The following is a 22,988-nucleotide window of genomic DNA, read 5'->3' as shown; positions in this document are numbered from 1 at the left end:
AGTGTGAACTAGTAGGCCGATGCAGCTGCAACTGTATTGGAGTCACCCTTATTTGCGCATTTCTTCCCAAATACCCTTTGCATCCACGCTCTTGCGATACGCGTATTTCATGGCGCCTTGAGTCGCCGTGCGTACCTTGACAACACCTTCTCCCAACGCAGGCCGAACGGACTTGACCATTTGCCCCGCTTCTTGCTGAGCTTTTTGAATTGCAGGCTTGAACCGCCGCAAGAACTCTTCAGTCGCTGCATGAATCTGAGCAACCTGCTCTGGGTGATTCTTTGACGCGCACAGCAGTTCCAGCGCGACAACAGCTCCTCCCACCAGCAGACTGACTGCCACTACTGTCGGCGCAGCCGCCACTGCAGAAGCGGTAGCGCCCAGCGTCCCGGCTACGTACCCTGATGAGCCCGTGAGAATCAACGCGCCACTGCTATGAGGTACGACCGTCAAACCTGTGGCGGCTGCTACTGCTGCCGTTGTCGCACCCGACCCGCCAGCTGATGCAGACACCGCAGCGACAAGACGACTTTGACTGGGCGCGTAAGTGCAGACGACCTCCGCAGTCTTGCCCGTTGCGTGGACACTGCCAACACCAGCTATTGCACCGATTCCAAGCACGACACCCAAAGTAAGAGAAAACGTTGTGCTCGGCACTCTCGCAGCCGTAGGCCTGGATCTCATGATGACTCCTCGTTGGGGGCCGACATTCTCCCATCCGGGGCTAAGAATGCACGCAAGCACGTAGCACTTCACCCTCGCTTCACAAACTTCATTCCCTGCTCACCGGGAGCCAGAACACTGCCTCTCCATGAACCACTCATGGAGGACCAGTCTCTTGAAACACCCCATCTTCACCAAGATCGCCGCACTGGCAGTCATCACCGCGCTGCTGCTTTTCGGCCTCGGCCTGATCGAAGACGTCGTGCGCGACCGGCAGCGATACCGCAGCGAAGCCACCCGCAGCGTGGCGCAAAGCCTGGCCGGGCCGCAGACCTTGCTGGGGCCGTTCATGCACAGCGCCTGCGTGGAAAGCTGGGACGAGACCGTGGGCACGGGGGCGGACCGGCGTAGCGTGGAGCGGCGGCGCGAGTTCCGTCTGACCGCCATGCCCGAGCAGTTGCAGATGCGCACGGCGGCGGTGATGGAAGAGCGCGCTCGCGGCCTGCACAAGGTCAACGCCTTCACGCTCAAGGCGCACCTGACGGCGCAATGGGCCGACCTGTCGAGCCTGCGGCCGCAAGCGACCGTGAAAGGCTCGCGCATGCAGTGCGGCGCCCCGATCCTGATGGTGGCCGTGGGCGATGCGCGCGGCATCCGCACCGCGCAGCTGCAGGTGGGCGATCAATCGCTGGCGCTCAAGCCCGGCACCTTCCACCCCACCTACGCGCGCGGGCTGCATGCTCAATTGCCGCAAGCGCTGGTCCACCAGCCCGGTGCCGTCAGCGCCAACCTCGACCTGGAACTGGTCGGCACAGAGCTGCTGGCCATCGTGCCGCTGGGAAGCACCACCGACGTGCAGATGCAGAGCAGCTGGCCGCACCCTTCCTTCTCCGGGCGTTTTCTGCCGTCCGAACGCGAATGGAGCGCTGACGGCTTCACTGCGCGCTGGCGGCTGTCGTCATTGGCATCCACGGCGCAGCAGGACGTGATCGCCGGGCGCCGCATCTGCGACCCCGGCTGGACTGATCCCGCCTTGCAAGACAGTGAAGACGGTGATCGCACGGAAGCCGCCACAAACCCGGCGCGCGGCTGCACCGACAGTTTCAGCGTGGCCTTCGTCGACCCGGTGAATCCATATTCCCTGTCCGACCGCGCCACCAAGTACGGCGTGCTGTTCATCGCGCTCACGTTCGTGGCGGTGGCTTTGTTTGAATTGATGAAGAAGCTGCGCGTGCACCCGGTGCAATACCTGCTGGTGGGCACCGCGCTGTGCAGCTTCTTTCTGCTGCTGGTCAGCCTGTCGGAGCATCTGCCGTTCGGTGTCTCGTATGCGGCGGCCGCCGGCGCCTGCGTGCTGCTGCTGGGCTACTACGCCAGCCACATGCTGGGCGGGGCGCTGCGCGGCGTGCCGTTCGGCGCGGGCATTGCCTTGCTCTACGGCCTACTGTATGTGCTGCTGCAGCTGGAACAGACCGCGCTGGCCGTGGGCTCCATCGCACTCTTTGTGGTGTTGGGCGCGGTGATGGTGCTCACCCGCAAGGTCAACTGGTATGGCACGGCTCGGCCAGAGGGCGCCGCCCACGCTGCACCCCGGGAGGCCGAATGAACCGCGCCCAGCCGAGCGGTCCTGCGCTGCCGTATGCCGAGGCGCAGCGAGTGCAGCGCTATCACGACCGCTTGCTGAACGCCCTGGCGGCGCAGGACCGTGCAGCGCTGCGCAGCGTGAAACAGGAAGTTTTGCAAGCCGCCTACGCCCCGGCCGTGGGCGGCGGCATGCCGGTGTCGCTGCGCCGCGCGCTACGGCTATTGGCGTGGCGCATGGCGGGCATGCGCCTGCCGCGAAGCCGTATGGGTTGACGAGATATAGCCAGTGTCAGGCAGGTGCCGCCTCATCCACCAACGCCGTGGCCGGCACTTCTGAACGATGACCACGCCCGTCCTCGTCACCGCCGGAACATGCGCTGCCGCAGCCTTCGATCAAGGCGGCAGGCAATTCTGCCGGCGCAGCGACTTGGCCGGTGACAGGGTCGAACCCCACGCGCCGCAAGTGCAGCGCCAGTGCGGCATCCATGCTCTGCGTGTGCTGCGGAAACCACACGGCCAGCTCCGACGCCATGCCGCGCAGCACCTGCAACTCGCCGTGCTTCTCCGCCCGCTCGGTGCCTTCGCCCAGCACCTGCAGGATCACGCGATGCTGCATCGAGTGGCAGTTGCTGGATGCAAACCGGGTGGACTGCATCCACCGGTCTTCCTGCCCGAAGTGCTCTACCGTGTGGTGCACCAGCGCATGCCAGGCAGGCAGCAGCGCCGCATCATCGGCCGCCTGCACCGCCGCCAGCAGTTCGACGAATTCCTGGTGGGTGGTGTCCATCAGCGGCAGATCCAGCGCCAGCCCCAGCGACCATTCCAATTGCGCCATCTTTATGACCCGTCCTTTCAACGCCCACCGAATGGCCGGGCTCAGCGGGCAGCTTAGGGATCGATGGCGAAGGCGGCATTGATTCAGCTCAGCAAATCCAAAGTCGTCTCACCAACGAAAAAAGGCCCTGCAACCGCAGGGCCTCACAGTGGGATAACGCAGGCCGTCTCTTCAGATGCCGGTGCTCCCCGCTTTGTTTTTGTACTCAGTAACGCAGTTGCCTGGGGCGACAGCGAATTACTGGCCGTACATGCGCTTGGCGTCAGCCACGCACTTGTTCTGAGCGTCGCCGCTCATCGTGTCGCAACGTTCCTTGGCAGCCTTGTACTGGGCTTCGCGCTTTTCAGCGGTGGCTTCTTGCTTCACTTCAGCGACGTTGGCGTCCTTCTTGGCAGCGGTGTCGGCTGGCTTGGCCTGGGCGCGGGCCACCTTGGCGTTTTCCTTGGCGGTCACGTGGGCTGCCTTGGCGTCCTTTTGGCAGACGTTCTTGGCGTCGCCGCTCATGTCATCGCACTTTTCTTTGGCGACTTCGTAGTCGGCATCGGCGCGGGTTTCAGCCACTTTGTAGGTGTTCTTGTCGCTGGGCTTGTATTGCGCTTCCAGCTCGGCCTTGGCCACGTTCTCAACGCCCTTGGCTTCCTTCTGGCAGATGTCCTTGGCGTTGGCGGTCAGCGCATCGCACTTGGCCTTGTTGGCCTTGTACGTGGCGGATATCTGGTCCTTGGCGGTCTTGTGTTCGGCGCTGGTCATGGCCATGGCGGACGTGGCCAGCATGGTGGCAGCAACGATGGCAATGAGGTTACGGGTATGTTTCATTGAATTTCTCCTCGGGTCAAAAAGGGGTTCTGCTGCCCTTGTGCGGTGTCGATGACGACCACCCGACGCGGGCCTTGTTGTTTGTTTGTTGGATTCGATGCAGGCCAGGCCCGCGGGCCTGGCAGAGACTGCTTTTTAGCGGTCGTAGCGGAAGTCCGGGTTACGGCCTTCCCACGACTTCAGTTCGGTTTCAGCCGCGTCTTTGGCCAGGCCGTGGCGCTCTTGCAGCTTGCCCAGAAGCTGGTCACGCTTGCCGGCGGCGACATCGAGGTCGTCATCGGTCAGCTTGCCCCATTGCTCCTTGATCTTGCCGGTGAACTGCTTCCAGTTGCCCTTGACGGTGTCTTCGTTCATGGCGATCTCCTTTGCGTTGTTGTCGCTTCAGCCCGCCGCTCCGATATGGAGAGAAACCGTGCTGTGTGCGATGGAACGAACTGTAAAAGCGCCTTGTGGGCCAGGGCGTAGGTGCCATGACGCAGCCCGCGTCAGCCCAAGCCTACGAACCGCGCGCCCACAAAAAAGGCGTGCCTCAGGCACGCCTTGCGATTGAATGACACCGCCGCTCAGTGCGACAGATGCAGCCCGCATTCGCGGTTGTCTTCGCCCTTGGTCGGGTCCACGTAATCGAAGTTGTTGGGCAGGCCATGCGCCTGCAGGTATTCGTACAGTTCTTTGGACGACCAGTGCAGCAGCGGTGCCACCTTGATGAGTCCGTCCGGGTTGATGCTCACAGGCTCCATCTGCGCGCGCACGGCCGTATCGGTGGCGCGCAAGGCCGTGAACCACACCTGTGGCGCCGTCTCGCGCAGCGCGCGGGCAAAGGGCTCCAGCTTCACTTCTTCGGTGAACGCCGCGTGGCGCGGGTCGTCCAGCGCGGGCACGGGGCCGTCCACAGCCTCGCGGTGCGCGCGCGAGCGGCGGGGCAGGTAGATGCTCAGGTTCAGCCCCAGCTGCTTGGCCACCTCGTCGGCAAAGCGGTAGGTGGCCTCGGTGTTGTGGCCGTTGTCCATCCACACCACGGGCACGTCGGGTTGCGCGCGGGTGACCATGTGCAGGATCACCGCTTCGAACGGACGGAAGTTGGTGGTGACGATGGCAGGCCGCCCCAGACCGATGGCCCAGTCGACCAGGCCTTGCGCGTTGCGGCCGAGTTCGGCGTTGATGTGTGCGAGATCGATGCTCATGAAACCCTCCGGATCCGTGGTGTTCGCGGCTGGCCTCGGTGGCCAGTGAAAAGAGGCCGATTGTGCCCGCCGCACCCGACCCTTGCCTGCGCCACACCATTCAATCAATAAGAATAATTCCCATTCTCTTTATAATGCGCCACCATGCCGCCCACCGACACCACGCTGTTGCCGCCGCCATCGCCCGAGCCCCTGCTGGCCGTGCTGGTGCAGCACTACGACGAGCTGGTCGCGTCGCTGCGCCGACGCTTCGGCGACGAGTGCCAGCCGCGCGAGATCGTCAACGACCTGTGCGTTCGGCTGCTGGAGCGCCCCGTGCCGCAGACCATCGGCAACCCGCTGGCGTTTTTGCGCTGCGTTGCACGCGATTTGGCCATTGACCGGTATCGCACCCAGGCGCGCCGTCCTGAAACCGCCATCAACGGCCTGGAGCTGGAGTGGCACGCGCCCGCCGCCGCGCCCCGGCTGTCGCCGCCCGAGCTGGCCGTGGCCGCCGGCCAGCGCCAGCGCGCGCTGCTGGCCGCCATCGAAGGCCTGCCGCAGGCCAGCCGCGAGGCCTTCATCCTGACCAAGCTCTACGGCATGCCGCAGGACGAGGCCGCGCGACGCCTGGGCATTTCGCGCGGCATGGTCGCGCGCCACCTGGCCCGGGCCTTGCGCGACGTGGCGCCGGTGCTGGTGGCAGACCATGCCGGCTGAAGCGCAGGGCGCCGAGCCGGCCCCCACACCGGCCCGCAGCGGCCGCAGCGCGCACCTGCCCATCGACGACGCCCTGGCGCCCTTTGCCGACCTGCTGCGCCAGCACCTGCCCACGCCCGAAGAGATCGAGCAGGCTGCCGCGCACCGCCGGCACGCCCGCACGGGCCTGCACGGCGCCGGCGCAGCCACGCTCACCTCCGTCGCGCTGGTGGCGGTTGCCGCGCTGCTTTGGGCCGATCCGGCACTGCAGCGCCAATCGCTGGCCACCGCCGTGGGCGAGCGCAGCACCGTGGTGCTGGCCGACGGCAGCGAGCTGCGGCTGAACACCGCGTCGCGCGTGGAAGTGGCGCAGCACCTGCGCTCGCGCCGGCTCACGCTGACCGCCGGCGAGGCCGCCTTCACCGTGGCCCACACGCCTTGGCATGCCGCCCTGCCCTGGCTGGAGCGGCCCTTCACCGTGGCGGCGGGCAATGTGGTGGTGCAGGACATCGGCACCGTGTTCACCGTGCGCCGCGAGACGCCCGCTGCAGGCAGCGATGCCCACAGCAACGGCAACGGCGGCACCACCGTCACCGTGCTGCAAGGCCAAGTGCGCGTGCATTCCGCCGCCGGCAACGCTGCGCCGGTCGACCTGTCGGCCGGTCAGAGCCTGCGCGCCGGCAGTGATCCGACCCGCTGGCCCGCGCCACAATTGGTGAACCCGCTCACCGTAGGCGCCTGGCGCGAGGGCCGGCTGGTGCTGGACGCCACCCCGCTGGCCAACGCCGTGGCCGAGATGCAGCGCCACCGGCGCGCCCCTATCGTGCTGGCCGACTCCGGCGCCGGCGCGCTGCGCATTTCGGGCCAGTTCGACCTGGACCGGCTCGACCAGCTCATCGACCTGCTGCCGCGCCTGGCGCCGGTGCGCGTCGACCACCGGCCGGATGGCGGCGTGGAGATCGCCAGCCGCTATGCACATCAAAAACCATAGCTGCTTGCGCTTGATGGGCGGGCGCTGGAGGCCAATTTGGCTTAAAAAACGGCTCCAAACCCAGCAGCTACCGTTTTTTCTACGGCACAGGGTGTACAAACCTGCCGCGCCACGCGGCTAGCAGTAAGGCCCGCCGCGCGCACCGTGCAGCGCCGGGTCACTTCATCCTTCCCGCAGCCCTTTTCCATCCTGTCCACCGCCATGTCCACCGCCCTCTTTAGCCGGCCGCGCCGCGCCGCCACCCTCAGCGCCTTTGTCGCCGCGCTGTACCTCGCCTGCGCCTCCGCATCGGCCCAAACGCCCGTGTCCGTCAACCTGCCGGCCCAACCGCTGGCGCAGTCGCTGGGTGCGCTCGCGCGCCAGAGTGGCGTGCAGATTCTGTTCGTGGCCGACGTGGCGCAGGGCGTGCAGGCGCCTGCGGTGCAGGGCACGCTCGACGTGCAGAGCGCGCTGCAGCGCCTGGTGGCGGGCAGCGGGCTGGTGGTGCGCGCGCAGGACGAGCGCACCTTCACCATCGAGCGCGCCGTGGAGGCGGGCAACGCTGGCGCTGCGACCACGGGTGCCGGCAGCACGATGCGCGAGGTGCGCGTGCAGGCCGCGCGCGGCGCCGAAGACACGGCCTACTACGCGCCCTCTTCGGCCAGCGGCACCAAGACCGAGGCCCCGCTGCGCGATGTGCCGCAGACCATCAACGTGATTCCGCAGCAGGTGCTGCGCGACCAGGCCGCCACGTCGCTGCAGGACACGCTGCGCAACGTGGCCGGCGTGGGCCTGTCGCACGGCGACGGGCAGCGCGACCAGGTCAGCATTCGCGGCTTCACCAGCATCGGCGACCAGTTCGTCGACGGCTTTCGGGACGACGCGCTGTACTTTCGCGACCTCTCCAACATCGAGCGCGTGGAAGTGGTCAAGGGCCCGGCCGCCGTGCTGTACGGGCGGGGCTCTTCAGGCGGGCTGGTCAACCGCGTGACCAAGAAGCCCGGCACCGACGTGTCGGACGTGGCCGTCAGCCTGGGCAGCTGGGCCGACAAGCGCGCCGAGTTCGACGTGGGCCGCGCGCCCGCCGGCAGCGACTGGTCGTGGCGGGTGACGGGCGCGGCCGAAGACGCCAACAGCTACCGCAGCCAGCAATTCTTGAAGCGCCAGACGGTGTCGCCGTCGGTACTGTGGAAGCCCGGCACCGACACCTCGCTCATGCTGCAGGCCGAATGGCTGCGCGATGAGCGCGTGACCGACTTCGGCATTCCCGCCCTGCGCGGGCGGCCGGTGAACGTGAACCCGCGCACCTATTTCGGCTCGGCCAACGCGCGCGATGCGGACACGTCCGAATCCACCGTGGGTTCGTTCACCGCCACCTTCAACCACCGCTTTTCCGACAGCCTGCGCGTGCGCAACGCGCTGCGCTACTACCACTACGAACTCGACCGCCAGAACACGCTGCCCGCCGGCACCACCAACGACGCGGCGGGCACCGTGGCGCTCACGCGCTCGGGCGTGGACCGCTTCGAGCACGGCGTGTTCAACCAGACCGAGCTGATCCAGAACCTGCGCACCGGCAGCGTGGCGCACGAGCTGCTCTACGGCCTGGAGCTGGGCCAGCAGAACAAGGACGCGCTGACCTATACCGGCGGCACGGTCGCCACCGTCAATGTGCTGAACCCGGTGCTGCCGGTGGTGCCGCTCAACGGCGGCGGTGCGCTGACGGCCAGCGCCCTGAACCGCTACGACACGCGCGCGCTCTACGTGCAGGACCAGATCACCTTCACGCCGCAGTGGAAGCTGCTGGCCGGCCTGCGCTACGACCGCTTCGGGCAGGACACCGACAACCGGCTGGCGGGCCAGGCCGACTTCGGCCGCACCGACAGCACCTGGAGCCCGCGCCTGGGGCTGGTGTGGCAGCCGGACAGCGTGCAGTCGTACTACGTGTCGGTCAGCCGGTCGTACCAGCCGTCGGCCGAGATGTTCGCGCTGTCGGCCACCAACGCCGCCATCGAGCCCGAGCAGACGACCAACTACGAAGTGGGCACCAAGTGGGAGCTGCTGGACGGCCGCGCCACGGCCACGGCGTCGCTCTTTCAGCTCGAGCGCACCGACATCAAGACCACCGACCCCACGCAGCCCACGCGCCTGATCCCCATCGGCACGCAGCGCACGCGCGGGCTTGAGCTGTCGCTGGCCGGCGAGTTGCGCGCCGGCACTCAGGCCACCGTGAGCTACGCCTATCTGGATGCGCGCGTGGTGCGCTCCAACACCACCGACGCCGGCCAGCCGGTGCAGGGCAAGCGCGCCACCATCACGCCGCGCAACGCGCTCTCGGCCTGGATCACCCAGGCGCTGGGTGATGCCTGGAGCGTGGGCGGCGGCGTGAGCTACGTGGGCGCGCGCTTCGCCAACCCAGGCAACACCGTCACGCTGCCGGGCTACACGGTGGTGGACGCCATGGCGCAGTACCGCATCGGCAAGAGCACCACCGTGCAGCTGAACCTGCGCAACCTGTTCGACCGCCAGTACATCGTGTCGGCCCACGGCAGCAGCCCCAACCTGAACCTGCCGGGCGCGCCGCGCAACGCGACGGTGACGCTGCGGCACAGTTTCTGATCGCTTGAATGGGTTGAAGCGGCAGGAACGGCAAGGGGCGCTCATGGCGCCCCTTTTTCGTTGTCTTGAGCCTTGCGGCGTCGCGCTCAGCGGCCCAGTTGCTCCAGCCACTGTTCCAGCTCGACGGCGGCCTGCGTCGTGGCGTCGGCCAGCGCGCGCGTGCCGCCGACCGCATCGGCCGTGGCAGCGGGGCGCTGAACGGTGAACACGCGCTGGGCGATGAGCTTTTCGCCGGCGGTGGTGGATTCGCCGATCGAGGCACGCAGCCGCACCAGGCCGCCGCTGGTGCCTGGCGCGGTGAAGACATGGCTGAACTCTTCCAGCTGCACGCGCACCACCGTGGGGGGGCGGCCGTTGTCCAGCAGTTGGGCGATGCCTTCTTCACCCAGCAGCACGGCGCGGCGCTGGCCCATCTGGTCGCGCAGGGCCTGCTGCACGAGCTGGGCGGGTGGCTGGCTCCAGCGGGCCTGGCCGTAAGGGCGCAGCTGCTGCGCGTTGGCGTAGGCCAGGCGGTAAAGCACGGCGGTGCTGCCTTCGGGAACGCCGGTGGTGCTGACTTCGGCGAGCGCGACGGGCGCGAGCGCCGCGGTGCTGGCGCTGCCGGCCGGTGCCGTAACGGCCTGCGCGGGTGGGCTGGCCTGGACGCCGGCCAGGCCGGGGCCGAAGTCGTAGACCTCCGCCCGGGTGGGCGGTGTGGGCAGCACCGAGCAGCCTGCCAGAGCAGCTGCAAAACACAAGCCAAACAGGGCTCTAGCGCTTGATCCACCAGGGCTTGCAGCTATTGTTTTAATAGTAAACATGCCGATTTCCTTCGTAAGACGTGTTCGGTGGCGACGGGCGCTCAAGGTGCGGGGGCCGTGCGCTGGGGCGGCGTGAAGCCGGGCTCGCCGGGGCCGGCGGACGCGCTGCCGTTGCCGTAGATGAGCGACTGCGGGTTATCGCTGATGCCACTGGCGGTGCGGCCCAGGCGGCGGGCGGCGCGGGCGGCTTCATCGGCGGCGTTGTTCAGGCGCGGCAACGACACGCGCCCGAAGCGATCGGCCGCGTCGGACAGCGACTTGGAGCTGTCCGCGATCTGGTCGATAGGCCCGCCCTCCACGCTGAGCTTGGAGACTGCGGTGCGCACCTCGCCGGCTGCGGCAGCCGCGTTGTCGCCGGCCGTGCGCAGTGCCTGCAGTGTGGCGCGCGCGTCCTGCGCCACGGCCGGCACGGTGGCCAGCGCCGGGTCGAGCTTGGTAGCGACTGTGTTGTCGATGCGCTGAACCAGCGTGTTGGCGCTGCCAGCGGCCTTCGCCAGGTTGTCCAGCGCCAGCGTGAAGCGCGCCTGGTTCTCGTCGCCCAGCAGCTTGTTGATGCGCTCGGTCGCCTGTTGCACCTGCGCCAGGATGGCGGGGCCCTGCTCGGCGATCTGGCTGAACGACGAGCTTTGCAGCGGCAGGCGCGGCAGGCCGCTGTCGCCCGGGGGCGGCGGCTGCAGCGGCGCGTCGGCGTCGTCGAGCTGGATGTGCGCCAGGCCCGTGACGCCCTGGTAGCCCAGCGTGGCGAAGGTGGTGGGCGACACGGGCGCAGATTCGTTCACGGCGATGCGGATCAGCACGTTGCCCGCCACCTGCGGGTCGAACCCGATGCGCGTGACCTTGCCCACGGCCACGCCCTTGTAGCGCACGGCCGCTTCGGGCTGCAGGCCGCTGACGCTGTCCTTGCTGGACATTTCATACAGCGTGTAGTCGGTGCGGTCGCGGGTGAGCCAGAGGCCCAGGCCCGCCAGCAGCGCAGTCACGACCACGACGAAGATGCCCGCAGCGAGCGCGTGAGACTTGTTTTCCATCAGTCGTCCTTGTCGGATTGCGGCGAATCGGGCGCAGGCGCAGGCACAGGGGCCATGGCGCGCCGGCCGCGTTCGCCGAGAAAGAATTGGTGAATGAAGGGATGGTCGACCTGCGCCACTTCCTGCGGCGTGCCGCTGGCGATGACGCGTTTTTCAGCCAGCACCGCCACGCGGGTGGACAGCGCGAAGATCGTGTCCAGGTCGTGCGTGACCATGATGACGGTGAGGCCCAAAGAGGCGTGCAGCTCGCGCAGCAGCTCGCAGAAATCGTCGGAGCTGTTGGGGTCGAGCCCGGCGGTGGGCTCGTCGAGAATCAACAGCGGCGGGTCCATGATCAGCGCGCGCGCCAGGGCCACGCGCTTGATCATGCCGCCCGACAAGTCGGCCGGCATGCGCGTGGCGTGCTCGGCCTTCAGGCCCACCATCTGCAGCTTGACCATGGCGGCGTCGCACACCAGGCGCGAGGGCAGCGTGCCCTGCTCGCGCAGCGCAAAGGCGATGTTGTCGCGCACGTTGAAGGCCGAGAACAGCGCGCCCTGCTGGAACAGCATGCCCACGCGGCTGGCCGCACCGCGCGCGGTCAGCTGCGAGGCTGGCTCGCCCAGCACCGTCACCCGCCCTTCGGTGGGCTGCGTCAGCCCCAGGATGTGGCGCATCAGCACGGTCTTGCCGGTGCCCGAGCCGCCGACCACCGAGAGGATTTCGCCGCGCTGCACCGTGAGGTCGAGGTTCTGGTGCACGGTGAAGGCTTCGTCGCCCTTGCCGAACACGGTGGAAAGACCTGTCACCTCGACCACGGCCGGTGCGTCGGCCGGCGGTGGAGCCGGCGCGGCCGAGCCGGCGCTGGCGGCATCGGCGGCCAGGTCGTTTGCGGGAATGAGAACGGCGTCGGTCATCGCGTCAGATTCCCAGGTTCTTGAAGCCAATGGCAAAGAGCGCATCCACGATGATGACCATGGTGATGGAGCTCACCACCGAAGCCGTCGTGCCTTCGCCCAGGCTCTGCGTGTTGGGCTTGACGCGCAGGCCCCAGTGGCAGCCGATGAGGGCGATGGCCACGCCGAACACGGCGGACTTGGCCATGGCCATCCACAGGTTGGCCGGGGCGACCGCCGCCGGCAGTGCCTGCACGAAGTACGCGGGCGATATGCCCATGGCGATGTCGGCCGCCAGCATGCCGCCGCCCAGCGCCGCCAGCGTGGTCCACAGCGCGATCAGCGGCATGGCGATGCCCAGCGCCACCGCGCGCGGCAGCACCAGCCGCAGGCCGTGGGCGATGCCCATGACGCGCATGGCGTCCAGCTCTTCGGTCACGCGCATCACGCCGATCTGCGCGGTGATGGCCGAGCCCGAGCGGCCCGCCACCAGAATGGCGCCGAGCATGGGCCCGAGTTCGCGGATCAGCGAGATGCCCAGGATGTTGACGATGAACGATTCGGCGCCGAACTGGCGCAGCTGCAGGCTCATCAGGTAGGCCAGCACCACGCCAATCAAGAAGCCCACCAGCGCGGTGATGGGCAGCGCGGTGGCGCCCATGCGATAGAGGTGGCCCGACACGTCGCGCCACGGCACCAGGCGCGGGTTGCGCACCAGCCGCAGCAGGTCGATGACCAGCTGGCCCACCAGCGTGAGCAGGTCGCGGCCGTGGCCCACGGCGTGCATCACCTTGGCGCCCAGCGTGTCGATCTGCTCGGTCAGGCTCCAGCGCTCGGCGGGCGGCTCTTCGCTGCTGAATTGTTCGATGCGCTGGAGGATGTCGCGCTGCGCGTCGGTCAACTGCAGGCGCTCTGGCCAGGCGCGGCCCCAGTGGTTCCAGAGCAGTTGCGCACCCACGTGGTCGAGCCAGTCCAGGTCGTGCAAGTCCCAGCCCAGGCCGGCGGCCGGGGGCGATTCAGCCAGCTGCGCGGACAGCTTGCGCCACTGGCGCCGCTCGCCCAGCTCCGCCGCACCCCAACGGCCATGCAGCATGGCGGACGGCCCCTCGGGCGCGTCGGTGCGGGTGATGCTGGGCTGGCGGTCGGTCATCGGTCAGTCGGTGGTGGAATCGGGTGGAGCTTGAGAGGTTGGAAAAGCAGCGCGCGCAGTGCGTCAGCGGGGCGCCGGCGCACGTTGGCGCTGCAGCATGGTAGCTGAGTGCAACAGGCTGTCACGTCAGCCAAAGTCGCCATTAGTGTACTCATCGGTACAGTATGGCTTGTCGATGAAAAATACATCAAAAAGGCCCGTAGCGCTCGATATATAAGCGCAATACGCTACAAATAACATAGCAATCAGCTGTTTCCCTATCGACAGTCTTCAGGCGTTCCGCACAATGGCGCCGGCCATTCATCCCTTTATCGTGCCCGCCCGGTGCACCTTTTCCGCCCGACATGAGCGACACCACTTTCGACTACATCATCATCGGTGGCGGCACCGCCGGCGCCCTTCTGTGCAACCGCTTGAGTTCCGGTGGGCGCTTCCGCGTGCTGCTGATCGAAGCCGGCCGCAAGGACGACTACCACTGGATCCACATTCCCGTGGGTTACCTGTATTGCATCGGCAACCCGCGCACCGACTGGCTCTATCACACCGAGCCCGAAGCGGGCCTGAACGGCCGCAGCCTGCGCTACCCGCGCGGCAAGACGCTGGGCGGCAGCAGCAGCATCAACGGCATGATCTACATGCGCGGCCAGGCACGCGACTACGACCAGTGGGCGCAGGTCACGGGCGACGACGCCTGGCGCTGGGACAACGTACTGCCCGCGTTTCGCCGCCATGAAGACCACTGGCGCCTGGACAAGCCCGACACGGCCAGCGAGCGCTTTCGCCAGCTGCACGGCAGCAAGACCACCGGCGGGCTGGGCGAGTGGCGGGTCGAAAAGCAGCGCCTGCGCTGGGACGTGCTGGACGCCTTCGCCCAAGCAGCGCAGCAAGCCGGCATTCCGGCCACCGACGACTTCAACGGCGGCGACAACGAAGGCGTGGGCTACTTCGAGGTCAACCAGAAGGCCGGCTGGCGCTGGAACACGGCCAAGGCGTTTCTGCGCCCTGTCTGCTACGGCCGGCCCAACTTCGAGATGTGGACCGCCGCGCAGGCCACCCAATTGATCATCGAGACACAGGAAGACGGCAGCCGCCGCTGCACCGGCGTGCATGTGTGGACGGGCGAGGAGATGACCACCGCGCATGCCACGCGCGAAGTGGTGCTGAGCGCGGGCGCCGTCAATTCACCGCAGCTGCTGCAGCTCTCGGGCATCGGCCCGGCCGATCTGCTGCGCGCGCATGGCATCGACGTGCAGGTCGATCTGCCCGGCGTGGGCGCCAATCTGCAAGACCACCTGCAGATTCGCTCCGTCTACAAGGTCAACCACGTGCCCACGCTCAACATGCTGGCCGGCAGCTGGCTGGGCAAGGCCAAGATCGGGCTGGAATACGCGCTCAAGCGCAGCGGCCCGATGAGCATGGCGCCCTCTCAGCTGGGCGCCTTCACGCGCAGCAGTGCCGACCAGCCCTACGCCAACCTCGAATACCACGTGCAGCCGCTGTCGCTGGAAGCCTTCGGCGAGCCGCTGCACGCGTTTCCGGCGTTCACCGCCAGCGTGTGCAACCTGAACCCGACCAGCCGGGGCACCGTGCACATCAAGAGCCCCGACTTCCGCCAGGCCCCAGCCATCGCGCCCCACTACCTGAGCACGCCCGAAGACCGCCAGGTCGCCGCCGACAGCCTGCGCGTGACGCGCCGCATCGCCGCCCAGCCGGCGCTGGCGCGCTACGAGCCCACCGAATGGAAGCCCGGGCCGCAGTACGAAACCGACGAGGACCTGGCGCGGCTGGCCGGCGACATCGCCACCACGATCTTTCACCCCGTGGGCACCACCGCCATGGGGCGAGACGGCGACCCCATGGCGGTGCTGGATTCCAGACTGCGCGTGCGCGACGGGCGCGGCGGCACCATCGCGGGGCTGCGCGTGGTGGATGCAGGCGCCATGCCTTCCATCACCAGCGGCAACACCAATTCGCCCACGCTGATGATGGCGGAGAAGGCGGCGGACTGGATTCGCGCCGACGCGAAGTGAACGGTCGTGCCATTTTTCGGTGCATGACCGAACCGGTTTTGAGCGCCCGCACAGGGGCGGGAAACCACTGATGCACCACGGCAGTGCGCGCCGTTACAGTCCACGCACTCGATAGCGCGCTCAAGGCGTGCCAGACGAGGGGACTGAGGAGACAAACCTTACCAACTCCAACAAGACATTCCAAGCATCCCCCATGAGATGCATTTTTTACAAGGCGCCGGCAACCCCGGCGCCTTTTCTTTTTCCGAACGCATAAATCCCACAAGCCCCAGAGGCCTCCAGCGCTTGATTGACAAGCGCAGCATGCTCCTGATTGAATAGCAAATTCACCGCATCGCAGTGCGACAATCGCCGGCCTATGGAATGGATCATTGTTTCGCTGGCCTCGCTGCTGGCCGGGTTCGTGGATGCCATCGTGGGCGGGGGCGGCCTGGTGCTGCTGCCGGCCCTGTTCGCCACCTTCCCCACCGCCCCGCCCGCCACCCTGATGGGCACCAACAAGAGCGCCGCCGTCTGGGGCACCGGCATCGCCACCTGGCAATACAGCCGCCGCGTGCAGATACCGTGGCAGGCGATGCTGCCGGCGGCAGCGGCAGGCTTCGTCGGCGCCTTCGCGGGCGCGTGGACGGTGACCGTCATCTCGGCCGACTTCCTGCGCAAGCTGCTGCCGCTCATCCTGGTGCTGGTGCTGATCTACACGCTGGCCAAGAAAGACCTGGGGCGCCACCACACGCCGCGCCTGGCGGGCCGCACCGAGACCCTCGCCGCCTGCGCCATCGGCCTGACCATCGGCTTCTACGACGGCTTCTTCGGGCCGGGCACCGGCAGCTTCTTCGTGTTCCTGTTCGTACGGCTGCTGGGCTATGACTTTTTGAACGCATCGGTGTCGGCCAAGCTGCTGAACCTGGCCACCAACGTCGCCGCGCTGATCCTCTTCACCGCCAAGGGCCACGTGTGGTGGCACTTCGCGCTGCCGCTGGCCGTGGCCAACGTGGTGGGCAGCGTGCTGGGCGCACACATGGCCCTCAAGCACGGCACCGGCTTCGTGCGTGGCATATTCATCTTCGTGGTGAGCGCGCTCATCCTCAAGACCGGCTACGACGCCTTCCTGCGCTGACCTGCCCACCTTCACGGAGCCTGCACCGATGACCACCACGACGCCCACCCTCACCCTGATCGGCGCGCCCACGGACGTGGGGGCCAGCGTGCTGGGCGCCAGCATGGGGCCCGACGCGCTGCGCATCGCTGGCATCGCCCGCGCACTGCGCGCCCGCGGCTTCGATGTGATCGACCGCGGCAATCTGGCCGGCCCCGGCAACCCGCAGGCCGAGGCGGCCAGCGGTTTCCGGCACCTGATGGAGGTGACGACCTGGAACGAGGCCGTCTACGCCGCCGTGCTGGCCGACCTGGAGGCGGGACACCTGCCGCTGATGATGGGCGGCGACCACTGCCTGGCCATCGGCTCCATCAGCGCGGCAGCCCAGCATTGCCGCAACCACGGCAAGCGGCTGAAGGTGCTGTGGTTCGATGCCCATGCCGACGCCAACACGCCTGAATCCACCCCCAGCGGCAACCTGCACGGCATGCCGGTCGCCTGCCTGCTGGGCCACGGCCCGGCGGGCCTGACGCGGCTGGCCGGCACCCCCGCGCTGCGGGCCGGCGAGATCGGGCTGGTGGGCGTGCGCAGCGTGGACGACAGCGAAAAGCAGTTCGTGCGCGAGCACCGCATCGAGGTCTACGACATGCGTGCCATCGACGAGCTGGGCATGCGCGTGGTGATGGAGCGCGCGCTGCGCGATGTTGACGCCGACACCCATTTGCACGTGAGCTTCGACATGGATTGCCTGGACCCGTCCGTCGCGCCCGGCGTGGGCACGGCGGTGCGCGGCGGCCCCACCTACCGCGAAACGCAGCTGTGCATGGAGATGCTTGCCGACAGCGGCGCGCTGCGCTCGGCCGATCTGGTGGAGCTGAATCCCGCGCTCGACATCCGCAATCAGACGGCCGAGCTGGCGGTGGACTTGCTGGAGAGCCTGTTCGGTAAATCCACGCTGATCCGCCGGTCTTGAAACCATGGCGATGCAGCCGGGCCCTGAACTTGCTTGCAGCCCGCTCAGGGTTTGCGGCAGTGCCTGGTGCGCCAGTCCCGTCCCTATAATGTGACCGCCTCGTGACGCCCTCTTTTCATCCCCTACAGGGCGTGCGACAACGCTCCGGCTTGGCCAACCGCCAAGCCGGATTTTTTGTACCTGGAACCATCCCCCCGCAGGAACAGCAGATGAAGATGCTCAAGACGATTGCTCTGGCCGTGGCCCTGTGTGCCGGCTTTTCCGTGCAGGCCCGCACGATCGACGCCATCAAGAAGGACGGCAAGATCATCATCGCCACCGAAGGCCAGTTCGCGCCTTTCAACTTCTTCCAGGGCACCAAGTTGACCGGCTTCGAAGTCGAAGTCGCCGAGGCCGTGGTCAAGAAGATGGGCGTGAAGCTCGAATGGAAGACGCTGGGCTTCGACGCCCTGCTGACCGGCCTGCCGCAAGACCGCTGGGACGTGGTGATCGCATCGCACGGCGTGACCGAAGAGCGCTCCAAGGCCGTCACGTTCGCCGAGCCGCACTACTGTTCGGGCGGCATCATCGTGTCTGTCGACGGCAAGACGCGCACCGCCGATGACCTCAAGGGCAAGGTCGTGGCCGTGCAGACCGGCACCAGCTACCTGGAAAACGTGCAAAAGCTCACCGGCGTGAAGGAAGTGAAGAACTTCCCGCAAGACACCGACGCGCAGCGTGCCCTCATTTCCAAGCGCGTGGACGCCTGGGTCAGCGACAAGTTCGTGGCCAAGGAAGCCGCCACCAAGAACGCCAAGGCCGGCTTCAAGCTCGGCGACATGCTGTTCGTCGAGCGCATCGCGCCGGCCGTCAACAAGGGCAACACCGGCCTGGCCGAAGCCTGGAACAAAGCCTTCCAGGAAACCCTGGCCGATGGCAGCTATGCCGCCATCTCCAAGAAGTACTTCAACGAAGACGTGCGCTGCACGAAGTAAGCCCTTCTGTTCATTAACGAACCCACCGGCGCCCGTGGCTCACGCTCCGGGCGCCGGCCTCATTTCATCAAATGCTGACCGCAATCTGGCCCACGCAGTGGAGCCGCCAGCAACGCAGCAATGCCACGCTGGTGACCGCCCTTGTGCTGATGGTGCTTGCCCTGGCGCTGCTGGGCTGGGTGCTCTCGTTCTTTCCTGACCCCATCGGCCCGAACGCCCAGGCGTTCTCGGATGGTGCCCGCACCACGCTGCTGCTCACGCTGGTCAGCGGCGCCGTCGGGCTGGTGCTGGGCACCGCGGCCGCGCTGGCCCGCACGGCGCGCTTCATCGGCCTGCGCTGGGTGGCCGGCATCTACATCTGGGCCATTCGCGGCACGCCGCTCCTGGTGCAGATTCTCTTCGTCTATTTCGCGCTGCCGGTGCTGGTTCCTGGCGCCAATCTGCCTGACTTCGCCGCGGCCGTCGTCGCGTTGGGCCTGAACGTGGGCGCGTACAACGCCGAAGCGATTCGCGCCGGCTTGCTGGCCGTGCCGCGCGGGCAGACCGAGGCGGCGCGCGCGCTGGGCTTGTCACGTACCTTCGTGTTCTTCGACGTGGTGCTTCCGCAGGCCTTCAAGATCTCGCTGCCGCCGCTGATCAGCAACTTCGTGGCGCTGCTCAAAGACTCGTCGCTGGCCTACGCCATTGGCGTGGTGGAGCTGACCAACGTGGGCAACCGCATCCAGTCCGCGACCTTCCAGCCCATCGCCACGCTGACCACGGTGGCCGTCACCTACCTGCTGCTGACCACGCTGGTCACGCAGGTGTCCAACGCCATCGAACACCGCTTCGACGTGGAAGGTCGCATCCAATGAACGCGGCCCACAACGCCAACCACTACATCGTGGCCGACCGGGTGTGCAAGTCGTTCGGCGCGCATCAGGTGCTGAAAGAGGTGTCCACCACGTTCAATACGGGCGAGGTGACGGTGATCATCGGCGCATCGGGCTCGGGCAAGAGCACGCTGCTGCGCGCCATCAACCGGCTGGAGCCGCACGACAGCGGCACCATCACTATCGGCGGCGCGCCGGTGACCGACGACCAGCGCACGCTGCAGCAGCAGCGCAGCGAAGTCGGCATGGTGTTCCAGCAGTTCAACCTGTTCGGCCACATGAGCGTGCTGGACAACGTGACGCTGGCGCCGCGCCGCATTCGCCGCATACCGCGCGCCCAGGCCAACGACAAGGCCATGACGCTGCTGCGCCGCGTGGGCATGCAGGACCACGCGCACAAGTACCCGTGGCAGTTGTCGGGCGGCCAGCAGCAGCGCGTGGCCATTGCCCGCGCGCTGGCCATGGAGCCCAAGGTGATGCTGTTCGACGAGCCCACGTCGGCGCTCGACCCCGAGATGGTTCAGGAGGTGCTGGACGTGATGCGCGAGCTGGCACGCGGCGGCATGACCATGATCGTCGTCACCCACGAAATGGGCTTCGCCCGCGAGGTGGCCGACCGCGTGATGTTCTTCGACCAGGGCCGCATCGCCCACGATGCGCCGCCGGCGGAGTTCTTCAACAACCCGGCCAACGACCGCATCCGCGCCTTCATCGGCCGCATGGGGGCCTGAAGTGGCGGGTGGGCCGGGCGCGCCCTTCGCTTCGGCGATTGCTCCTGAAAAGTGAGCTGCTTGCGCTTTATGGATAAAGCTTTCAGATATAAATATATCTGAAACCCTTATAGATCAAGCGCTAGCCGCTCCTGTTTTTGATACTGCCGGCATCGCCGGCCACAGAAAATCCCGCATGCGTGCTGACCGCCGGGGCCTGCTGGCCCTGCTGCTGGTGACCCTGGTCTGGGGCACCACCTTTCCCGCCATGAAGCTGTTATCGGCGCAGCTCGACGCGCTGCAGCTGATCTGGCTGCGCTTTGCCATCGCCCTGTTGGTGCTGGCGCCGCTGTGGCGCGACATGCGTCAGGCCGAGCTGCGCTGGGGCCTGTTGCTGGGCGGCCTGCTGTTTCTGGCCTTCTGGCTGCAGATCGAAGGGCTGGCGCGCACCAGCAGCAACCGCAACGCCTTCGTCACCGGGCTGAACGTGCTGGTGGTACCGCTGCTGGCCATGGCCGTGCTGGGGCGCCGCTACGGCTGGACGCTGTGGGCCGCCTGCGCGCTGGCCCTGGCCGGCATGGCACTGATGTTCCATGAGCACGAGCCGTGGAACCTGGGCGATACGCTGACGCTGGCCAGCACGCTGTTCTATGCCATCTACATCCTGACGCTGGAAGAATGCGCGCGCCGCACCGCGCACCAGCCGCTGCGCGCCACCCGCATGGCGTCGGCCCAGGCCGTGGTGATGTTCGCTGCGGCCGCCGTGCTGCTGCTGGCGCGGCATGGTGGCGTCGCGTCGTCGGTGACGGCGCTCACGGCGCTGCCCACCGCGTCGTGGCTGGCACTGCTGTATCTTGGCCTGGTCGCCAGCGTGCTGGTGGTCACTCTGCAGGCCTGGGGCCAGCAGCGCGTGGACGCCATGCGCAGCGCCATCGTCTTCGGGCTGGAGCCGGTGTTTGCCGCGCTGACGGCCTGGTGGCTGATCGGCGAGCGCCTGGGTGCGGCGGGCGTGGCGGGCGCCGCGCTGATCGTGCTGGCGCTCGTGGTGAGCCAGTTGCAGCCGCCGCGCTCGCCCAAGCCGTGATCGGATCGGTCCGGCCCGGCTCAGCCAACGGGCCGATCAGGGAGCGATGAGCGGCACGTCCACCGCGCGGCGCGGCGTGCCGATGGGCGCGCTGGCCTGGCCCTTGACCACAGCCGCCAGGTCCTGCTCGCTCGGGTAGTCGCCTTGCAACCAGTAGTCGAACACTCGGCGCGCGATGGGCGCGGCGGCCGCAGCGCCGAAGCCGGCGTTTTCCACGATCACCGCAACCGCTACCTTGGGGTTCTCCGCCGGGGCGAATGCGGCAAACAGCGAGTGGTCGCGCTGGTGCTCTTCCAGCGCCTTGGCGTTGTACTTGACGTTCTGCCCCATGCTCACCGCCTGCGCCGTGCCGGTCTTGCCGGCCGACGTGTAGGGCGCGCCCGCGAACACGCGCGTGCCGGTGCCGCCCTTGTTCACCGCCATCAGCGCGTTGCGCACGATCTCGACGTTCTTGGCCGAATAGCCCAGCCGTTCGCCGGGCGGCTGCTCCACCTCGGTCACCTGGCCGGAGACGGTGTCGCGAATGGCCTTGATCAGATGCGGGCGGTAGCGTGTGCCGCCGTTGGCCAGCGTGGCCTCGGCCACTGCCAGCTGCAGCATGGTGAAGTTGTTGTAGCCCTGCCCGATGCCCAGCGACACGGTCTCGCCCGAATACCAGCGCCGCGCCTCGGGCCGCTTGTAGGCGTTGCGCTTCCATTCGGTGCTGGGCAATGTGCCGCGCACCTCGCCGCCCAGGTCGATGCCGGTGATCTGGCCAAAACCCAGCGGCTTCATGAAGTCGTGGATGGCATCCACGCCGATGTCCACGGCCAACGAATAGAAATACGTGTTGCTGGAAAACTGGATGGCGCGGTGCATGTCCACGCCGCCCAGCCCGCCTTCATGGCTGCGGAAGGTGCGCCCGCCGTAGTTGAAAAAGCCCGGGTCGTTATAGACCTGCGAGGCCGGGCGCTTGCCGAGTTCCAGCGCCGCCAGCGCCATGAAGGGCTTGTACGTCGAGCCCGGCGGATAGGTGCCGCGCAGCGCACGATTGAGCAGCGGCTTGTCGATGGATTCGTTGAGCGCCTGCCAGTTCTCGGTGTCGATGCCTTCGACGAACAGGTTCGGGTCGAACGTGGGCTTGCTGACCAGTGCCAGCACCTCGCCGTTGCGCGGGTCGATGGCCACCAGGGCGCCACGACGGTCGCCGAACATCTCTTCCACCAGCTTTTGCAGCTTGATGTCGATGGACAGCATCACCGTGTTGCCGGGCGTGGCCGGGTGGCTGGCCAGCCGGCGCACGGCGTGGCCGCCGGCCGAGGTTTCCATGCGCTCCACGCCGGTCAGGCCGTGCAGCGTGGTCTCGAAGCTCTGCTCCACGCCCAGTTTGCCGATGTGTTCGGTACCGCGGTAGTTAGCGGCGTCTTCCGAATCGTCAATGCGCTCTTTCTCGCGCTGGTTGATGCGGCCGATGTAGCCGATGGCGTGGCTGGCGATATCGCCCAGCGGATAGTTGCGAAACAGGCGCGCCTTGATGTCCACCCCCGGAAAACGATAGCGCTGCGCGGTGAAGCGGGCCACCTCCTCGTCGGAGAGCCGCGTGCGCAAGGGCAGCGATTCGAAGCTGCGCGCGTCTTCCATCAACCGCTTGAAGCGGCGCCGGTCGCGCTGGTGCACATCGACCACCTTGGCCAGTTCGTCGATGGTGTCTTCCAGGCTGTCGACCTTGGAGGGCGTGATTTCGAGGGTGTAGGCGGAATAGTTGGTGGCCAGCACAACGCCGTTGCGATCCATGATCTGGCCGCGATTGGGCACGATGGGCACCACCGCCGTGCGGTTGCTTTCCGCCTGCCCCGCCAGCTCGTCGTGCCGCCCGACCTGCAGCACCAGAAGGCGCGCCACGATCAGGCAGAAGGCCAGAAAGACGACCAGAGCGACGACCAGTACACGCAGCCGGAAGCGCGAGGCGTCGGCTTCGTTGTTGCGCAGCTCGTTCATGGGCACACCTGCGTCGATGCGCCGTTGCCCACGCAGCGAGCGAAGCAGACAGTGAAGGCCAATGCAGCCA

At 67.2% G+C, this 22,988-nt stretch carries 22 protein-coding genes; 12 read left to right on the top strand and 10 right to left on the bottom strand.

The features are described from left to right. Nucleotides 1-48 precede the first annotated feature (48 nt). Nucleotides 49-453: a hypothetical protein gene (locus tag RQI28_RS14890; protein WP_311223444.1), complete on the bottom strand. Its 405-nt coding sequence runs from the start codon at nucleotides 451-453 to the stop codon at nucleotides 49-51. 385 nt (nucleotides 454-838) lie between these two features. Between RQI28_RS14890 and creD the strand changes: the two genes are divergently transcribed. Both creD and RQI28_RS14880 read left to right on the top strand, forming a co-directional pair. Continuing rightward, a complete protein-coding gene (creD, locus tag RQI28_RS14885; protein WP_311223443.1) occupies nucleotides 839-2,269 on the top strand; it encodes a cell envelope integrity protein CreD in 1,431 nt (476 codons plus the stop codon). Continuing rightward, a complete protein-coding gene (locus tag RQI28_RS14880; protein WP_311223442.1) occupies nucleotides 2,266-2,520 on the top strand; it encodes a hypothetical protein in 255 nt (84 codons plus the stop codon). Before creD ends, RQI28_RS14880 begins: the two co-directional genes overlap by 4 nt. 16 nt (nucleotides 2,521-2,536) lie before the next feature. Here the strand turns inward: RQI28_RS14880 and RQI28_RS14875 are convergent, their stop codons facing one another. The 4 genes from RQI28_RS14875 to RQI28_RS14860 all read right to left on the bottom strand — a co-directional run bounded on the left by RQI28_RS14875 (nucleotide 2,537) and on the right by RQI28_RS14860 (nucleotide 5,082). Continuing rightward, complete coding sequence (locus RQI28_RS14875; RefSeq protein WP_311223441.1) at nucleotides 2,537-3,082, bottom strand: hemerythrin domain-containing protein; 546 nt, start codon at nucleotides 3,080-3,082, stop codon at nucleotides 2,537-2,539. Nucleotides 3,083-3,319: 237 nt separating this feature from the next. Then, a complete protein-coding gene (locus tag RQI28_RS14870) occupies nucleotides 3,320-3,898 on the bottom strand; it encodes a hypothetical protein (protein ID WP_311223440.1) in 579 nt (192 codons plus the stop codon). Between the two features lie 135 nt (nucleotides 3,899-4,033). Continuing rightward, on the bottom strand, nucleotides 4,034-4,252 hold the full coding sequence (locus tag RQI28_RS14865; protein WP_311223439.1) for a CsbD family protein: 219 nt from the start codon (nucleotides 4,250-4,252) through the stop codon (nucleotides 4,034-4,036). 209 nt (nucleotides 4,253-4,461) lie between these two features. Further along, the gene (locus RQI28_RS14860; RefSeq protein WP_311223438.1) at nucleotides 4,462-5,082 is read right to left on the bottom strand and encodes a phosphoadenosine phosphosulfate reductase family protein; all 621 of its coding nucleotides are present in this window, start codon (nucleotides 5,080-5,082) and stop codon (nucleotides 4,462-4,464) included. A 144-nt stretch (nucleotides 5,083-5,226) separates the two neighbouring features. Here RQI28_RS14860 and RQI28_RS14855 point away from each other — a divergent pair, with 144 nt between their 5' ends. The 3 genes from RQI28_RS14855 to RQI28_RS14845 all read left to right on the top strand — a co-directional run bounded on the left by RQI28_RS14855 (nucleotide 5,227) and on the right by RQI28_RS14845 (nucleotide 9,349). Then, on the top strand, nucleotides 5,227-5,781 hold the full coding sequence (locus RQI28_RS14855) for a sigma-70 family RNA polymerase sigma factor (protein WP_311223437.1): 555 nt from the start codon (nucleotides 5,227-5,229) through the stop codon (nucleotides 5,779-5,781). Further along, nucleotides 5,771-6,751, top strand: coding sequence for a FecR domain-containing protein (locus tag RQI28_RS14850; RefSeq protein WP_311223436.1), 981 nt, complete (start codon nucleotides 5,771-5,773; stop codon nucleotides 6,749-6,751). Before RQI28_RS14855 ends, RQI28_RS14850 begins: the two co-directional genes overlap by 11 nt. A gap of 201 nt (nucleotides 6,752-6,952) precedes the next feature. Beyond that, entirely contained in the window at nucleotides 6,953-9,349 is a 2,397-nt protein-coding gene (locus RQI28_RS14845; protein WP_311223435.1) for a TonB-dependent siderophore receptor, read from the top strand. Between the two features lie 86 nt (nucleotides 9,350-9,435). Here RQI28_RS14845 and RQI28_RS14840 read toward each other — a convergent pair whose 3' ends face one another. From RQI28_RS14840 to RQI28_RS14825, 4 genes are read right to left on the bottom strand one after another with little or no spacing between them, the layout of a single operon-like run. Further along, the gene (locus tag RQI28_RS14840; RefSeq protein ID WP_311223434.1) at nucleotides 9,436-10,149 is read right to left on the bottom strand and encodes an ABC-type transport auxiliary lipoprotein family protein; all 714 of its coding nucleotides are present in this window, start codon (nucleotides 10,147-10,149) and stop codon (nucleotides 9,436-9,438) included. 41 nt (nucleotides 10,150-10,190) lie between these two features. Then, a complete protein-coding gene (locus RQI28_RS14835) occupies nucleotides 10,191-11,177 on the bottom strand; it encodes an MlaD family protein (RefSeq protein WP_311223433.1) in 987 nt (328 codons plus the stop codon). Then, nucleotides 11,177-12,073, bottom strand: a complete 897-nt coding sequence (locus RQI28_RS14830; RefSeq protein WP_311223432.1) for an ATP-binding cassette domain-containing protein — start codon at nucleotides 12,071-12,073, stop codon at nucleotides 11,177-11,179. Before RQI28_RS14830 ends, RQI28_RS14835 begins: the two co-directional genes overlap by 1 nt. A gap of 4 nt (nucleotides 12,074-12,077) precedes the next feature. Then, entirely contained in the window at nucleotides 12,078-13,202 is a 1,125-nt protein-coding gene (locus RQI28_RS14825; RefSeq protein WP_311223431.1) for an ABC transporter permease, read from the bottom strand. Nucleotides 13,203-13,546: 344 nt separating this feature from the next. Between RQI28_RS14825 and RQI28_RS14820 the strand changes: the two genes are divergently transcribed. The 7 genes from RQI28_RS14820 (at nucleotide 13,547) to RQI28_RS14790 (ending at nucleotide 20,941) form a co-directional block, all read left to right on the top strand. Continuing rightward, the gene (locus RQI28_RS14820) at nucleotides 13,547-15,232 is read left to right on the top strand and encodes a GMC family oxidoreductase N-terminal domain-containing protein (RefSeq protein ID WP_311223430.1); all 1,686 of its coding nucleotides are present in this window, start codon (nucleotides 13,547-13,549) and stop codon (nucleotides 15,230-15,232) included. A gap of 358 nt (nucleotides 15,233-15,590) precedes the next feature. After that, nucleotides 15,591-16,349 (top strand): TSUP family transporter, encoded by a 759-nt coding sequence (locus RQI28_RS14815; protein WP_311223429.1) that lies wholly within the window; start codon nucleotides 15,591-15,593, stop codon nucleotides 16,347-16,349. 28 nt (nucleotides 16,350-16,377) lie between these two features. Then, nucleotides 16,378-17,301: an arginase gene (gene rocF / locus RQI28_RS14810; RefSeq protein WP_311223428.1), complete on the top strand. Its 924-nt coding sequence runs from the start codon at nucleotides 16,378-16,380 to the stop codon at nucleotides 17,299-17,301. Nucleotides 17,302-17,510: 209 nt separating this feature from the next. Further along, nucleotides 17,511-18,275, top strand: a complete 765-nt coding sequence (locus RQI28_RS14805; RefSeq protein WP_311223427.1) for an ABC transporter substrate-binding protein — start codon at nucleotides 17,511-17,513, stop codon at nucleotides 18,273-18,275. A gap of 71 nt (nucleotides 18,276-18,346) precedes the next feature. Further along, nucleotides 18,347-19,129, top strand: a complete 783-nt coding sequence (locus tag RQI28_RS14800; RefSeq protein WP_311223426.1) for an amino acid ABC transporter permease — start codon at nucleotides 18,347-18,349, stop codon at nucleotides 19,127-19,129. Beyond that, nucleotides 19,126-19,878: an amino acid ABC transporter ATP-binding protein gene (locus tag RQI28_RS14795; RefSeq protein WP_311223425.1), complete on the top strand. Its 753-nt coding sequence runs from the start codon at nucleotides 19,126-19,128 to the stop codon at nucleotides 19,876-19,878. Before RQI28_RS14800 ends, RQI28_RS14795 begins: the two co-directional genes overlap by 4 nt. A 175-nt stretch (nucleotides 19,879-20,053) precedes the next feature. After that, on the top strand, nucleotides 20,054-20,941 hold the full coding sequence (locus RQI28_RS14790) for a DMT family transporter (RefSeq protein ID WP_311223424.1): 888 nt from the start codon (nucleotides 20,054-20,056) through the stop codon (nucleotides 20,939-20,941). A 36-nt stretch (nucleotides 20,942-20,977) separates the two neighbouring features. On the opposite strand, the gene mrdA is transcribed toward RQI28_RS14790, so the two are convergent. Continuing rightward, nucleotides 20,978-22,918, bottom strand: a complete 1,941-nt coding sequence (mrdA, locus tag RQI28_RS14785; protein WP_311223423.1) for a penicillin-binding protein 2 — start codon at nucleotides 22,916-22,918, stop codon at nucleotides 20,978-20,980. Nucleotides 22,919-22,988: the final 70 nt, after the last annotated feature.

Origin of the sequence: Acidovorax sp. WCS2018Noco2-16 (assembly GCF_031843945.1) — a bacterium.
GTDB lineage: Bacteria > Pseudomonadota > Gammaproteobacteria > Burkholderiales > Burkholderiaceae_C > Paracidovorax.
Note: the sequence above shows the minus strand (reverse complement) of the source record. Positions and strands in the feature narration are given on the sequence as shown.

Bases quoted from the DNA above. Each gene is read 5' to 3' on its own strand.
- RQI28_RS14880 (WP_311223442.1), top strand. From the start codon at position 2,266: ATGAACCGCGCCCAGCCGAGCGGTCCTGCGCTGCCGTATGCCGAGGCG.
- RQI28_RS14875 (WP_311223441.1), bottom strand. From the start codon at position 3,082: ATGGCGCAATTGGAATGGTCGCTGGGGCTGGCGCTGGATCTGCCGCTG.
- RQI28_RS14870 (WP_311223440.1), bottom strand. From the start codon at position 3,898: ATGAAACATACCCGTAACCTCATTGCCATCGTTGCTGCCACCATGCTG.
- RQI28_RS14865 (WP_311223439.1), bottom strand. From the start codon at position 4,252: ATGAACGAAGACACCGTCAAGGGCAACTGGAAGCAGTTCACCGGCAAG.
- RQI28_RS14860 (WP_311223438.1), bottom strand. From the start codon at position 5,082: ATGAGCATCGATCTCGCACACATCAACGCCGAACTCGGCCGCAACGCG.
- RQI28_RS14855 (WP_311223437.1), top strand. From the start codon at position 5,227: ATGCCGCCCACCGACACCACGCTGTTGCCGCCGCCATCGCCCGAGCCC.
- RQI28_RS14850 (WP_311223436.1), top strand. From the start codon at position 5,771: ATGCCGGCTGAAGCGCAGGGCGCCGAGCCGGCCCCCACACCGGCCCGC.
- RQI28_RS14845 (WP_311223435.1), top strand. From the start codon at position 6,953: ATGTCCACCGCCCTCTTTAGCCGGCCGCGCCGCGCCGCCACCCTCAGC.
- RQI28_RS14840 (WP_311223434.1), bottom strand. From the start codon at position 10,149: ATGTTTACTATTAAAACAATAGCTGCAAGCCCTGGTGGATCAAGCGCT.
- RQI28_RS14835 (WP_311223433.1), bottom strand. From the start codon at position 11,177: ATGGAAAACAAGTCTCACGCGCTCGCTGCGGGCATCTTCGTCGTGGTC.
- RQI28_RS14830 (WP_311223432.1), bottom strand. From the start codon at position 12,073: ATGACCGACGCCGTTCTCATTCCCGCAAACGACCTGGCCGCCGATGCC.
- RQI28_RS14825 (WP_311223431.1), bottom strand. From the start codon at position 13,202: ATGACCGACCGCCAGCCCAGCATCACCCGCACCGACGCGCCCGAGGGG.
- RQI28_RS14820 (WP_311223430.1), top strand. From the start codon at position 13,547: ATGAGCGACACCACTTTCGACTACATCATCATCGGTGGCGGCACCGCC.
- RQI28_RS14815 (WP_311223429.1), top strand. From the start codon at position 15,591: ATGGAATGGATCATTGTTTCGCTGGCCTCGCTGCTGGCCGGGTTCGTG.
- rocF (WP_311223428.1), top strand. From the start codon at position 16,378: ATGACCACCACGACGCCCACCCTCACCCTGATCGGCGCGCCCACGGAC.
- RQI28_RS14805 (WP_311223427.1), top strand. From the start codon at position 17,511: ATGAAGATGCTCAAGACGATTGCTCTGGCCGTGGCCCTGTGTGCCGGC.
- RQI28_RS14800 (WP_311223426.1), top strand. From the start codon at position 18,347: ATGCTGACCGCAATCTGGCCCACGCAGTGGAGCCGCCAGCAACGCAGC.
- RQI28_RS14795 (WP_311223425.1), top strand. From the start codon at position 19,126: ATGAACGCGGCCCACAACGCCAACCACTACATCGTGGCCGACCGGGTG.
- RQI28_RS14790 (WP_311223424.1), top strand. From the start codon at position 20,054: ATGCGTGCTGACCGCCGGGGCCTGCTGGCCCTGCTGCTGGTGACCCTG.
- mrdA (WP_311223423.1), bottom strand. From the start codon at position 22,918: ATGAACGAGCTGCGCAACAACGAAGCCGACGCCTCGCGCTTCCGGCTG.